This is a genomic window from uncultured Cyclobacterium sp. (assembly GCF_963977555.1).
Taxonomy (GTDB): domain Bacteria; phylum Bacteroidota; class Bacteroidia; order Cytophagales; family Cyclobacteriaceae; genus Cyclobacterium.
Window position 1 is genome coordinate 36109 of sequence record NZ_CAXBPD010000024.1, and the last position, 15207, is coordinate 51315.

Below are 15207 nucleotides of genomic sequence, written 5' to 3' on the forward strand. Positions count from 1 at the left end.
TTATTAATTTGTTTACTCTTTTTTTTTATTCAGGTATTATTTGTAAAGGTCTTTGATCGGGATTTTTGTCAGGTAAATGCTGGTTTTTTCTTCATGGCTGGAATAATAAACAAACCATAGCTTCTTTTTGTAAATGACCATCCCAGGGTAACTCGTATCTCCTCCACTTGGAAGTTCAATAGTATTATTAATATCCCCCTCGAGATCAGTGACATAAATGACTGTTTTGGCACCAGTTTTACGGTAATCTCTGGTTCCCATCACAAGTGTACTATTATCCAGGAAAAAGAAATTAGGGCCTCCCAGCTGCTTGGTTAATTTTTCTGTTTTCCAGTCTTTATATGGGGGCCTACTTTTAGCCAATACCCCCATTTTATCACCTGCTTCCCTTCTAACCAAAACATACATTTCCCCTTCCTTATCAAACCTAATTGTCGATTCATTGGGGTTACCATCTATCGGTAGCTGTGAAATATGTTTGAAATTTATCCCATCTGTTGTTTTCAGCAAGTGTGCTTCCCAGCCTCCCACTTTATTCTGATATACTACGCCGTATCCTACACCTTTGTGCCAGGTCAGGCTCCATATCCAATCTAGGGAAGGTTCCATGTCCATGGTGGCTTTTTGTAGCGGAGAAAAATTCCCTCCTTTGGTATCAGAAAAAGAAACCATGGGATACAAAATTTTATACCCACCTTCATAAACACCTACAGCTGTCAAAACCATTATACGGCCTTCAGGGGTGATAGACAATCGAGCCTCTCTAACGTCCCGGTCATCTTCTTCCAATAATATTACACTTTGCCAATCTTCTCCATCTTTTGACTTTAATATTCTGATGGCCCCGCTCTTGTCAGGCATATGATTGTTTCCTTCCCTAAGGGCAATGTAAAACTCACCCTTAAACCTGATCATATCCGGAAAGGCGTTGTGTGGTGCCCTGTCCCAGATTTTCTCTACCTCTAAAGAATCTTGTAAGGATTCGTTAGAAAAACCAGGGGTCAACTGAAGGAAAATAACTATTAAAAGTAAAAAGCTAGCTTTCATAATGGTTTGTAGGTTATTTTATTTAATCTAATTCCTTGAAAAATTCAGGAACATATTTATTTAATTTTCTTCGTTTATTTATTATTCTTTCAGGATCAATACCTGAATAAGGCCACCTTAATCGAGTTCCAGTCATTGACCAATCCCCAATACCAGCTAAAAATTTATCTAAGGCCACATCACAATATCCTTCTTCCAATATCAACGGCAATATTTCTCTCTCAAAAAACACCAAAAGCTGCTTTTCAATGAGCTGAGCTCGTTCAGATTCTTCATCCATCATTCGGTACCACTTTATTACAGCCTTAGGATGCATACAGACTATATTAGCGTAAGTCCCCTTCGCTCCTTGAGTAATGCCAGTAACCATGAAATGACCTGGGATGAAACAAGAAAAGGGTTTCATGGCTAATCAGGTTTTTTCCAAATTATGGTACCCATATGATACCTTTGATGCGATTCAGTCCCGTCAGCATAAAAGGCTGTCAAAATGCTTCCATCTTCCAACTGCACACTTGATGGATAACCGCAATCCCTGCTATTAAGGTCATCTACTAGTATATATTCCTCAGACCATGTATTACCTTTATCCTTGCTAAACTTAGCAGCCACACCAAATTGACTTTCTTTCCTATTTCCATAAGTGAGCAATAGGTCTCCGTTTGCTAAGGCTGTTATATGACCAGGATGCTGCTGTTCATCTGTCAATTGACGCTTCAATACCCAGGTTTTTCCATCGTCTTCACTCCTAAACAAATCCATGGCAGCTCCTGCTTTCCATCTTCTGGCAGCTGCTATCCAGTTTTTGGGACCCGTTTGAAAAAATGCTGTTTCATTGTGTCCCCCAGAGAATAATGTACTCCCTTTTCCTTCACTTAAATGAGACAGCCAAATCCAGGATTTCCCCTGATCATCACTCCTAAAAAAGGATACTTTATTGATGCTTTTATCTAGTGATTGCGCATAGGCAAGTACCCTCAGGCTTCCATCAGCCGCTTCTAAAACATCCCCAAAAGGAATAAATTGAGTCATTCCGTTTTCTGCAATCGGAAAACCATTTTTATAAATTTCCCATGTTTTCCCACCGTCCGCTGATAACGACACCCAGGCACGGAGCACGCCAACAAGCTCTTTGCTGCCTTCCGTAGGTCCTGAATCTTTTAATTCCCACCCAGAAGCCACTACTACCAAATCACCTATCTGGTTTCTACCAGCGGCTACATTCATGCGGTTGGTACTTGCCTCATTTTGTGCAGCTACACCTGTTTTATTCCAAAATCTCCCTCCGTCCAATGTAGACCAGACCTCCACACTGCCTTCTCTCCTTGCATGACTGGGCTGGTTAAAGATACTTGCATGAATACTCCCGTCCACAAGCTTTGTAAGATTAGGCCATGCGCACACATTATCAATGGCAATATAGCGATGAAGTATCTCCACCTTAAGATTTTTGACCGCTTTAACTGAGGATTTCTGAGGGAAGAAACTCAGCCAAAAGACCGGCAAAAGGAAAATAAAGGAACTCGCCCATAAGGTTTTCATAATAACTAACGGTTAATTGTTGAGGTAATCCAAATAATCCCATTTAAACCCCTCAACCTTTCGGTAACTATGATCAGGATAAAGGGTATTTATAGAATCCATTTCAAAGGTGTATTGCCTTAGCTTAGCTGTTGATAGGATTAACGTGAACTTTACCCATGATTCCTGTTTTATAACCCGTTCCTTTAAGGTAGTTGGGTAAAACTTTTATCCCGGAATAAAGTGCATAATAGTGGGTAGCCCATCCGATCTGCCCGTTTTGATGTGGGTATAAGCCTGTGAAAATACTACTTCTTGAGGGACTGCAGACTGAATAAGTGGTATAGGCATTAAGGAATTTTACGCCATTTTCAGAAAGCTTGTCTATTATTGGGGTGTGAACAAGAGAATTACCATAACAACCCAAATCTGAACTATTGTCCTCAGAAACGATCAATAGGATATTTGGTCTTGAACTTGCCGTTTTTTTTGAATTGCACCCAGAGGTAGCTCCAAACACAAGCAACACCAACCCTATTTTCAAGTGGTTAATAATCATTTTCTTTCTGAATTTATATCTTCCTTAAGATAAGGAATTTACCAATAGGCTATATTAATGCAAGCCTATTGGTAACTTCTTTACCCCCTATTTTTAATATCCAGGATTTTGAGTGATTTTGTTTTCTAAACTCAAAATACTTGTAGAGATAGGCCACAGGATTTTTTGTTCTGGATTATCCCTCTCACTTAAGGTAGGAAGCATTTGGATGGCTTTTTCAAAGCGCACTAAATCCCACCATCTTTTTCCTTCAAACGCCAATTCTCTTAGCCTTTCCTCAAGAATGATCTCATCATTTTCTTCTACTGTACCAGTTGTAAAGGCATAATCACTGTATTGATCACCGTAGGCACGCATTCTGACTTGATTAATCTCCAATGAAGGATCTTCTCCCAAAGCATTCTTGGCTTCAGCTATCATCAATAAAACATCAGCATACCTGTATAAAATAATGTCGTCAATAAAATTTCTACTACCCCCTATTACTGTACCACTTCCCTTTGTTACTATTGTTGTGTAATAAGTCAAAGCCTCATTCTCCCCGATAGTGTATATTTCATAAAAGGAAGCCTCCTTCCTTTGATCTTCATTGGTAAATAAGGATTTAACGTATGCTGTAGGAACTGCTATATTATTGCTCCCGCCACCTATGGCTCCTATTGTTTCCCTTGCCTCCGCGGATATATTGGCTGGGATAGCACTCCCGATGAGATACATGGCGTTGAAATAATTATTACCTGCAGACTCGAGTTCGGCGAATCTTACCGCCATAAGTACTTCTTTATTACCCTTATTTTCATAATCAAAGACATCAGCAAAATTATCCAATAAGTCCACATCGGTGGTTTGAATACCCACCAATGCGTCCAATGCTGTTTGAAGATCAGCGTTACCTCCTCCCATTTGTTTGGCGGTCCAAAGGTAAACCTCTCCTTTAAGCGCGTTGGTAGCTGGTTTGGACCAGAACATTCTGTTTTCTGCGTAACTGTTGTCAGGAAACAGCTGTATTGCTTTATCAATATCTCCTTTAATAAATTGGAATATTTCGCTTTGTGCGGTTCTTTCAATTTGGGTCAACTCAGGATTTTCACTTTCCGTTGGATCCATACGTAAGGGTACATCGCCCCAGGTTCTCGTCATTACAAAATAGGTAAACGCTCTCATGGCATATGCCTCCGCCAAGATGGTGTTTTTCCTGTCTTCAGATGCAAAATCAATTCCTGGCACATACTTAAGGATCAGGTTGGCACTATTTACCAGGGTATACAAACTCTGCCAACTTGGCCCTGCATCATCTGGCTGCAAGCGGTTTGTATAATACTTAGCCCATCCGCCATCGCCTACAGTTCCAAGGGCTACAACATCAGCTCTTGCTTCACCAAGATAATACAAGGTAGAGGTAGAAATGCTTCTGAGGTTGACATACATTCCTATTAAGGCACCTTCTGCATCCCCTTCTGTCTTCCAGAAAGACTCGGTGGTAATCACACTAGTAGGTGAAACATCCAGCAGATCAGAACAGGATCCAAATAGAAATAGGCTTATAATTAAAGCTATATTTAAGTTTTTCATGATTCCTTTATTTAAAATTAAAAGGTAATATTTAGACCAAAAATAAAGTTTCTAGGAATTGGATATCGTCCGTAATCCTGACCACCAAATTCTGGGTTAAGCCCCTGGTATTTTGTGAAATAATACAGGTTATTACCCGTCAGGCTAAGCCTTACATTTTCCAAATTAATGGGCGTTAATACGCTTTTTGGTAAATTATAGCTTAAACTTAGTTCTCTTATGGCCAGGTAGTCGCCGGGTTCATAATACCCTTGACCTGTGCGATTTGGATGAACGTTTATTTGGGCCCTGGTACTTTCCCAATCATATCGCGGTAATGTAGCCACATCGCCTTGTTCCTGCCAGCCGTTGTCAACCAAATTTTGGGTAAGGTTCATGTTCAACTTCCATTGGCCTTCCATAAATGCACGTGCATAGTTGTAAATGGTATGCCCGACAGTATAATCCATACGAAGGGAAAGCATTAAATTTTTATAAGAAAAAGTATTGGTGAATCCTCCCGTTAAGGTTGGAAATTCAGTTCCTACATATTTCTTATCCTTCTCGTCTATTACCCCATTGTTATCTAAATCGTCCCATATATAATCCCCACCAAATGAGGTATCCGGATATCTTTTATAAGTATCACTTGGTGCACCTTCTGCATCCTGATCAGTTGGATAAACACCCAGTTCTATGTGAGAATAATACTCTCCAAGACTACCGCCTTCCTGAAGGCCTCCTTGCCAGGAATAGTCACCCAGTCCCGCATCCCAAACATAATATCCACCTACACGATTTCTTTCCGCTCCATTTTCAGGGAGTTTTAATATTTTGTTTTGCAGGGTGGCAAAATTGGCTGCCAGGTTCCATTGGAAATCGGAAGCAGATGGCAATACATTGAAATTTACTTCCAATTCTACTCCTTTATTCTCCAAGCTACCCAAGTTGGTCAAGGTGCTTCCAAAACCAGTAGATGGTGGCAGGGCCAAATTGGTAATCAGGTTGTCTGTAACTCTTCTATATACGTCAAGAACAATCCCTAATCGGTCAAACAGGGTAAGATCTGCTCCAAAATTCAAAGTTTTGGACCGTTCCCACTTCAACTCAGGATTGGGTATCAAGGTGTTTTGAATGGCTGCGTAACCCCCATACCTTGCTCCTACTCCATAGGCTCCTTGAGCGGAAAAATCACCAAGGTTCCCAATATTACCATTGATACCGTAACTGGTACGAATTTTTAGTTTACTAAAAACATCCTGCGGCAATGCTTCCCAGAAATCTTCATTGTGCATGTTCCAACCCAAAGCTACTCCTGGGAAGAATCCCCATTTATAATTTGCACCTAAATTAGATGCGCCATCGTACCTTGCATTTATGGAAACTAAATACTTGTAGTTAAAATCGTAATTTACCCTACCGAAATAACCATGGATAACCTGATCCGATAAGGAGCTGCTTACGCTAGTCGGCTCTGCAGAAGCATTTAAAGTAGGAATAAGATCTGTTGAAGCTCCTTGTCCCGAAGCGCTAAGAGAGGAAATATTTCTTCCAAAGTAGGCATAACCCGCTGTTGCATTCACATTGTGGGCGTCACCTATTGTTTTAGAATAGTGAAAAACTGCATCCACTTGTGTTTGTCTCCACTTAGAAATCGAAGCACTCGCAGATCTGTTGTCCACTAGATTATTGGGTCCATTTAAAACAGCAGGTTGAAAGTTATACGAATCATCAGTTGTATTATAAATGGATAATTGGGGGTCGAAGCTTAACTCCGGCGTTATTTGCCATCTGGAGCCAACGGAAAAAGTCAAGTTTTCCGACCTGTTTTCTGCCACCCTATTCCTCAGTACATATTCAGGATTTCCTTCGCTCAGTGCCTGTCCTGGCGCCAAAGTACCATCTTCAAATCTGTATTTGGTTGTTGGTGGTAAAGTGATTGCCCTGGCAAAAATATTGGTGATACTGTTTACCTGATTGTCTTTTGAATTTGCATAGTTGACAATTCCATAAAAGCTGAATTTGTCACTTACTTTAAAATCTCCATTCACATTCATGGTATAGCGTTTATACCCTGTGGTAATTGCTATTCCCTGGTTGTCCAAATACCCAAGACTCGCTGTCACTTTCGCTTTTTCTGTACCACCAGAAACCGATACGTGGTGATTTTGGATTGCAGCTGTCCTGAACAATACATCCTGCCAATCTGTGTCCTTAAAGATTAGCGTTTTGGAAGGATCTAGGGGGTCTGCCATGCTTTCCCACCCTTCATTCAGCTTGTATTCGTTATCCGAGGTTAAATACTGGGTAGTATAAGCAGTATTATTGGTCAAGTCATTTCCTGTTCCAAATCCTACCGGGTTGGTGTTTCTGAAAGAAGCATCAGGGAAAATGTCTTGAACAAGCATTGCTCTCCTGGCAAAGGTTAAATAATCACGTGCAGAAGCGAGGTCATATAAGCTTCCTGGCTGAGACAATGAATAACTTCCTGAATAGGTAGCTGAAACAAAACCAGCTTTAGCAGACTTGGTGGTAATTACCACTACACCATTTGATCCTCTTGCTCCATAAATGGAGGTAGAGGCGGCATCCTTTAGCACTTGGAAAGTTTCGATATCACCTGGCGCGATATTGTTGATATCAGGTCTGATCACTCCATCCACTACATATAAAGGGGCTGCTCCATTGGGATTATTAATCGAGGTTCCTCCCCTTACAATTACTCTTGGTGCTGCTCCTGGTTGCCCAGACGTTGTTTGTACCCTAACTCCTGCCAATGTTCCCTGCATGGCTGATGCAGCATTGGAGTAAGGTATGTTTTCTAAAACCCGCTCATCCATTTTGGATACGGAGGTGGTTAAGAGTTCTCGAGACTGCTCTCCAAAACCAATGACTACCACTTCATCCATGTCAGACAGAGCAGAGGAAAGTTGTACATTAATGGTACTGTTGTTTCCAATACTCATCTCCTTACTGGTAAATCCAATAAATGAAAACATCAGTATATTTCGCTCTTGTGGAACAGATATTCGGTAAGCACCATCAATATCCGAAACTGTACCTATAGAGGTGCCTTTAACCAAGATATTCACACCTGGCAGAGACTCTCCTGATGCATCTGTGATGGTCCCAGATACTTCTCTTACCACTTGTGAATAACCCTCCGATCCGGCCATGATCACAAAAAGGATCATTAGCCCAAATAGCCGTAATTCTTGTATAGATTTTTTCATATAATAATGATTTAAATATTGCACAAACATGCACATACCAAAGATATTATATGAATTAACCGTTTACTTATACTTTCTTTTACATTATTAATACAATATTACAAAGTCTATTACTGGTTTTATGTTTGGTTTTAATTTTAAAAATAAGGTGATTTTAGTTATTAGAATTATGATTAAACTTATAAGAAAAGACATCAGCATCCTTCAAATATATCCTCATTTTAACTGCCTTTCCAGCCAATTTGGACAAATCGTTGGATTTATTCCAATAAACAGTTCTAGAGATTTCATTGCCTATAATGGGCTGACACTCCTCCAAAGAATAACCAGGCAACTTATTCCCATCTTCATCTAGTAACTCAACCAAAATCTCACCCGCAGCAGAGGTCGAATAATTCAACTCAAGAACAGCCCCTTCAAACACAAACGGTTTTGTCGTCATTTCGCCTCCATCATATCCTGCATTTAAAGAGGCAAACCCATCCAATCTCATGGAATACCTTCTCAAATGTGCAGTTGGCTGGGCGTAATCCTGATTAACATAGATAGACATTTCTGTGTCTCCAGTTTGCACAATATTTAATGCGGGGTAATTTGATCTAGAAACCCAATTTTGCAAACCTATTCCGGGTTTAATAAAGGACTCCATAAATTGCCTTTGGTAAGCACCTCCACCCCTTGAAGACATCAATACGGCATCAGAGCAATCATTGTAGTACTTTGGGTTCACTCCTAGCTTTTTAGCCTCTTCATCATTAACCACTTTCCTGTTGGGCATAAACCTCGCTCCTATGGCCAAATATATTTGAGGCGCACGATAATATGGGCTTGTTTGCTGGGTATACAGGTGTTCATATGGTTTGTTCCCAAAACTCATTTGAACAGGTTCGGACCAATTGACAAAGTCCTTGGAGGTGGTTCTTCCTACGGAACGAAAACCGCTGTAACCATCACCCGTCCAGGTTCTGAAATAACAAACATATTTCTCTTCACTTTTGGACCAAAACACCACATTTTGGGAGTCAAACACTCCTTTGGTAAATACTGCTTGTTCTTGTAATTTCTGCCACACTTTACCATCACTGGATACATAAGCTACCAATCCACTGTCTTTAGTTCCTCCCAGCGCTTTGTACCTTTCCCTATTTTTTGCTTCCGGGTTACGGTCCAAAAAGGGGCTAAAATTATGGGTAACCGGTGCAGCATTTGCCAATATTACATTGTTCTTTTTGGAGCCTTTAACGGTATACTGATTCAGGTCTGGTTTGGTCCAATTAATCCCATCATTTGACTCAGCATAACAGGTGACTTCTCCATCATTGCCATCACTTCCTGCCTCCGGAACCCCCCTGTAATATGCCCTGTAGGTGTCACCGTCCTTGATGACAGTGAAATAAGCAGAAAATGCACCTTCCCAGGGCTTTTCAAATTTAATAACAGCTCCCTCATCTACTGGCTCATGCATTTTGAGCATGGCACCATCTAGATCTCCTATTAGGTATTCATCTACAAAAAGTTCTCTATTGCTCCCAATATTTGGAGCCTGAGCAAATACTACTCCTTGAATTAAAATCATGAGAAAGAGTAATGAGTATTTTTTGAATCCTTGCATTTTAATGAAATCTAAATGAATAAATGTTTGCATCTTTTAAGTATATTTTCATCCTGACAGCTTTTCCAGAAAGCTTGGAAACATCAGTATTTTTGTTCCAGTAAACATTTCTTGCCAGTTCATTTCCAATAATTGTTTGGCATTCTTCTTTGGAAAAACCCGGGATTTTGTTTCCTTTTTCATCCAATAACTCCACGAAGACCTCTCCTGCAGCAGAGGTGGAAAAATTCAGTTCCAATGCTTTGCCATCGAATACAAATGGCTTAGTAATCATTTCACCACCACCATATCCAGCAGTTAATGAAGAGAAACCATCCAATCTCATGGAATACCTTCTCATATGAGCCGTAGATTGGGCGTAATCCTGGTTGACATAGATAGACATTTCATATTCACTGGTCTGCACCACATTCAATGCAGGGTAATTGGTACGGGAAACCCAATTGCTTAAACCCATAGCAGGCCGTATAAAGGATTCCATAAAATAGCGATTGTAAACAGCACCTCCTCTAGAGGACATTAAAAAAGCATCCGAACAAGCCTTGTAATAATTTGGGTCAATACCCATTTGTGCAGCTTGCTCATCAGTGACCACTTGTTTGTTCGGCATGAACCTACCTCCTATCGCTAGGTATATTTGGGGAGCCCTGAAATACGGACTGGTCTGTTGGGTATACAAATGTTCCAATGGAGCTGCCCCATATTTCATCTCTACTCCTTCGTCCCAATTAGTAAAGTCGAGGGAGCTAGCCCTGCTTACTGATCTAAAACCAGAATCTGATGTTCGAAAATATACCAAATACTTGTTTTCACTAGCAGACCAAAAGCTTACATTTTGGGAATCCAGGTTCCCTTCATTTAAAACCGGTTGATTTTTAGCTTTGACCCAATGTATGCCATCTTCTGAGGTAAGGGCATATAATCCTGTTGCCTTTTTTCCAGCCAAGGCTTTGTACTTCTCTTTTGCATTTGGATTGGTGTCCAAAAAAGGACTAAAATTATGCGTCAAATCTTTATCAATTAAAATCACATTGTTGTCTTTCGACCCATTGATTTCATGAATTCCGAGACTCGGTTTGTACCAGTTTATTCCATCTTTGGATTCTGCATAACAGGTCAGTTCCCTATCATTGCCTTCTTTTACGTCCGGCAATCCACGATAGTAGACCCTGTATATGGAATCGTCTTTAATGATGGTAGAATACAGTGAAAACTTACCTTCCCAGGGATTGTCCAAGGTAAATGCTATTCCTTCATCCTTTGGAGCATGCATCTCTAACGTGGCTCCATCCAAACGATCAATCAAAAAATCATCTACAAATAGCTCCCTGTTGTTACCAATGTATTCACTTTGTGAATGGCTATCAAATCCATATCCGGTCATAAAGAAGATTAACAACCCAAACAGGAGAAATATATTATTAAAACGGCTCATACTTTAAATGACATAAATATTGAATAAACATGCAAATACTAAATATATTACCTGAAACAATCGAATCCATATACTTTTACATGCAATACCGATACAATATTGCCAATTTTTATTTTTATGACTTAAAAGATCCCTTTTAGATGACAAAATTCATGTTGAAAACCATCCAAAAAGTACTGATTTATGGGAATGAAAAGGCTGTGCTGCTTCAGGGATACTACTTAAAAATGTAATTCACAACACTCATTGCAAGTTTACCATTAATTCTCATGCTGAAGATGTTATAAGTATAAATCTTCCAATAATACAGATTAAAGGAGGTAAAAATAATGCGCTAAGTTTTGAGGAAAGTGCTGTTTTTTACACAATAGGGCATCACCTCACCTTTAATTCCAATCGGAACAGACAATAATCTTTAATACGAAAGATTTTCTCGTTAAAATTAGTCAGTGTCCATTAATTAACTAGTAGGCCTGAAAATTTCAAGAACTCTAAATGACTTATGCTCAACACGTTTACGGATAAAAAATAAATTTATAAAAATGCCTTTAGGGTTTCCAATAAAGTTTAAAAAAATATTTCAGCCCTTTATTCCATCTCTCTACGAAGGATGAACTTTGCCTTAACCAATTGATTTTTTACAGTATTCTTAGAAATCATCAATAAATCTGCAATTTCATTGTAAGATTTTTTCTCAAAATAATTCATTTCAAGAATTTGTCTCCTTTTCGGCGAAAGATTGCCAATAATACTTTCCATTTTGGTCAGTTGTTCCTCTTTCACTTGTCCACAATCATCTTCCTGCTGATGAATTCTTTCCCAAAACTGTTCTTTCAAAGTCTTATTTTTATTTAAGGCTTTTAAGTAGTCGAAAATCTCATTTTTTACAGAAGTGAAAACATAAGAATTAAAATTCAATTCAGGTTTGATGTTTTTTCTCCTTTTGAGAATTTTCATGAATACTTCATGATAAATATTTTCCGCTTCCTGTTCATCCTTAATTATGGAAACACTAAAGCGAATCACGGGGATTCTGTAATATTGGTAAATTTCTTCAAAAGCTTTTTTGTCGCCATTTCGAAAACCATCCATTACTTTTTTGTCAGGTTGCTCCATATTCCATTTATTTATTGTTTTGATAAATTATTTGGTGACCATATAGAATATATAATTCTTTACGACCGCCTAATTATTTATGAATATCAAGGAATAAATCGGAAAATTCTGCGCAAATCACGTATTTAAATCTTCATTTTGCGAAAACAATTAAATCACTAATAATTGTAAATGAATGTCTTATGGAAAAATTAAAGAAAATTTAATGAATAGTTTATCAAAACCCTTGAAATATTACCAAAAAATTAAAATTGTGTTAAAATTTAACCTTTCAAGTTTTCATTTTAAATACCCCCCTTTTCTCAGAACTAATTATATGTTGCTCCATTTTATTAGCTTGGTTAAGACTATTGGGAAATGTAATAAACACAGAATTTTGTCCTGTGTCTACTACATTGCATGAGTCAGGTTATAAAAACCTTACATTAATTAATTATACCTGATTTTTTAAGCTTTTACTTATTCTCTCTTAGCTCCCAATTCTTTGGTGAAACTTTTATGGCCCGGCTACCCTTGCCTGTGTCATCAAATACCTTGAGAACAATTTCTCCGCTGATCTCTACCGGCCCAGTATATTCTTTAGCTGTCATTGTAGGCTCAGTACCATCAGTGGTATACCTTATTTGTAAGCCAGGGAAATTAACATTGGCATACAACTTTCCATCCAAAACTTTGGCACCAGCAGGAGCAATTCGATAATTATAACCACCATTCCACCATTTAAGTCTTGGGAATGCTGTCTGCCCCACTCTATTGGCAAATTGGTTCCAGCCCTTAGCAATGCTTTGATCCATTTTAACCAAATCCGCTTCTTTTTCCCATTCACGCTCCGCAGCCCAAGCACTTTCTGCAAAGCCAAGCATTTTAGGAAACATATAGTATTCCGCCATATCCCTACCTTTCACAGTTTCAGTCCATAACTGCGCTTCCAGTCCGATGATGTTATCTTTGGCATCTGGATTGATCCTTACCATGTCTTTAAATTCTTCCTCCCGATCTATTATCCGCCCCATACTAGACTTATAGGTTGTTTTGAACCAATCATACGGAGCAAAGGCCCAGGCATTCTTGGTATTGACAAATCCAGCCCAATACAATCCTGGTTCTTCTGGATCATTGCTATACGCCAAGTCAAAGTAAAAGTTGGATACATTACACAGTACTACATCATAGCCCATGTTCGCTAATTGATAGCCCAAATCAGGATAATCAAACATATTGTTCCATATATAAGGAACTACTTTCTTCCCAACGAATTCTGGATTTGGTGAATAAACACCAGATTCATCTTTCAACAGCACCATTTCTTCCCAAACATGCATTTCTAAGTCCCTGTCTGCCAATTTTTCCAGTAAAGTCCTGAAGAAATAAGTTTGCAGGTTTTTAGGATCTTTGATTTCAGGGAGCTTCTCCATAAGTTTTTTGGCCTGAGGTGAGGCAGTCCAAGCGCCCTCGGCTACTTCATCTCCACCAGAATGCATCTTTTTAAGCTCCAAGCCAGCTTCTGCATACATCTTCGTTAGTTCGTCTACTACCTTGAGGTAAAAGTCGTAGGTGGAAGCACTGGCCACATTCACTACATTGTCTTTAAACGATTGGGCAGACATGTATTTAGATTGATCTTCTGGATCAATGAGACGATAAGCTTCCGCTCCCTCGGTATCACCCTCTTCCATTAATCTCAGGTACCTTTTTTCCATAGACTTAATGGCTGCCCTGGCATGTCCGGGGAAATTCAATACTGGAATCACTGTTATGTGCCTGTCTTTGGCGTATTCAAGTATATCAATGAATTCTTCTTTTGTGTAGAACCCACTTCCATGCTTGCCTTCCATATAAGAAAAAGGGCCAGATCCATATCCTGGATGCACTGAAGGTTCATACATACTTTTGGCGTGTTGTCTTTGGCCACCTACCTCAGTAAGTTCAGGTAAGCCCGGGATTTCCAATCTCCATCCTTCATCTTCTGTCGTATAAAATAAAAAATGATTGAGCTTGTAATGCGCCATAATGTCAAGGGTCCTTTTAATGGTCTCCTTGGTTTGAAAATTTCTTACTACATCCATGTGCAAACTTCTGAAACCAAATCTTGGAGAATCAGCTATAGCAACGAAAGGTAAGCTAAGCGGTAATTGTGGGTTTAAATAGGCATCGTTTCCTAAAAGAGCCAATAAACTTTGCACACCATAAAAGACACCTGCAGGATCAGTCCCTGAAATCGTTACCCCATTTTGGTCGATATCCATTTGGTAAGCTTCTTCTTTCTTCCCATTGACCTCAATATTTGCCAGCTTTAATATTATTCCCTGATTGTCGGTAGTACCGGCTTGACTTGAAAATTTAACACCAGTAAGGGAGCTGAGCTTCTCACCAAGGTATTCTGCTTCATTTGAAAGTCCATCTGCAAAGCCAATGGTCGTTTTTTCATCGATTGAAAATTCACCATCCCCTTCTATCACTTTATAAGGAGTAGGTATTATTGGGAATAAGTCTTCCTTATTCAATTTCACTAGATTGGCATTGCTTTCATATTGACTTTCGGCTGAATAAGGAGCTTCTTCATCCATGGTCCCTCTCAAGCGCTGTTGGTCTTCTATAAAAGGCTTAACTTCAAGGTTATTTACAGCAACAATTTCTTCAGATTCTCCATCCTCACTGTAAAAGACAAAATACAAACCCATTGGAGCGTCTGACTCTTTAATGACCCCCTCGATTCCCAAATAAGGAATCTCAATGCGCTCACCTGGAGACAAGGAGAATCCTTCTTCTGGAGTCAGTTTGTACCAGTCTCCGTTAAGGTGGGTAATGTTGGCATTTTGAGTGGACAATATACCCCTTGGGGACATACTAAAAAACAAAGCCCAGCCATTTTCTCCGAGGGTCAATTGGCTGCGGTTTTCAATTCCAAAACTAGCTTCAAATTGACCCTCTTCGGCCGTAAAGTTACTTTTTATTCCCCAATCAATATAAATATCATCAACAGCCCCATTCCAATCTGGTGCAGATTGACAGGCGAAAAAGCAATTTAATAAAAGTAATAAGGAAACGATCCGAGTGATTTTATTCATAATTAACATGTTTAAGTAGCCTTATTATTACACCTCATGGTATTAAATTGACTATTAAATAAAAA

Annotated in this window: 10 protein-coding genes; all 10 read right to left on the reverse strand. The window is 39.2% G+C overall.

Annotation, left to right across the window (positions count from 1 at the left end; translation table 11 throughout):
• Positions 1-36: 36 nt before the first annotated feature.
• On the reverse strand, positions 37-1047 hold the full coding sequence (locus tag AAC073_RS22150; protein WP_339926008.1) for a hypothetical protein: 1011 nt from the start codon (positions 1045-1047) through the stop codon (positions 37-39).
• Between the two features lie 22 nt (positions 1048-1069).
• Positions 1070-1330, reverse strand: a complete 261-nt coding sequence (locus AAC073_RS22155) for a hypothetical protein (protein ID WP_339926009.1) — start codon at positions 1328-1330, stop codon at positions 1070-1072.
• Between the two features lie 125 nt (positions 1331-1455).
• On the reverse strand, positions 1456-2589 hold the full coding sequence (locus AAC073_RS22160) for a sialidase family protein (protein WP_339926010.1): 1134 nt from the start codon (positions 2587-2589) through the stop codon (positions 1456-1458).
• A 124-nt stretch (positions 2590-2713) separates the two neighbouring features.
• The gene (locus tag AAC073_RS22165) at positions 2714-3127 is read right to left on the reverse strand and encodes a sulfatase-like hydrolase/transferase (RefSeq protein ID WP_339926011.1); all 414 of its coding nucleotides are present in this window, start codon (positions 3125-3127) and stop codon (positions 2714-2716) included.
• Between the two features lie 93 nt (positions 3128-3220).
• Positions 3221-4699, reverse strand: a complete 1479-nt coding sequence (locus AAC073_RS22170) for a RagB/SusD family nutrient uptake outer membrane protein (RefSeq protein WP_339926012.1) — start codon at positions 4697-4699, stop codon at positions 3221-3223.
• A 17-nt stretch (positions 4700-4716) separates the two neighbouring features.
• Positions 4717-7911: a TonB-dependent receptor gene (locus AAC073_RS22175; protein ID WP_339926013.1), complete on the reverse strand. Its 3195-nt coding sequence runs from the start codon at positions 7909-7911 to the stop codon at positions 4717-4719.
• A gap of 154 nt (positions 7912-8065) precedes the next feature.
• Positions 8066-9523, reverse strand: a complete 1458-nt coding sequence (locus AAC073_RS22180; RefSeq protein ID WP_339926014.1) for a hypothetical protein — start codon at positions 9521-9523, stop codon at positions 8066-8068.
• A 1-nt stretch (position 9524) separates the two neighbouring features.
• Positions 9525-10907, reverse strand: a complete 1383-nt coding sequence (locus AAC073_RS22185; protein ID WP_339926015.1) for a hypothetical protein — start codon at positions 10905-10907, stop codon at positions 9525-9527.
• 639 nt (positions 10908-11546) lie between these two features.
• On the reverse strand, positions 11547-12074 hold the full coding sequence (locus tag AAC073_RS22190; protein ID WP_146948178.1) for a sigma-70 family RNA polymerase sigma factor: 528 nt from the start codon (positions 12072-12074) through the stop codon (positions 11547-11549).
• A gap of 455 nt (positions 12075-12529) precedes the next feature.
• The gene (locus AAC073_RS22195) at positions 12530-15142 is read right to left on the reverse strand and encodes a family 20 glycosylhydrolase (protein ID WP_339926016.1); all 2613 of its coding nucleotides are present in this window, start codon (positions 15140-15142) and stop codon (positions 12530-12532) included.
• Positions 15143-15207 lie beyond the last annotated feature (65 nt).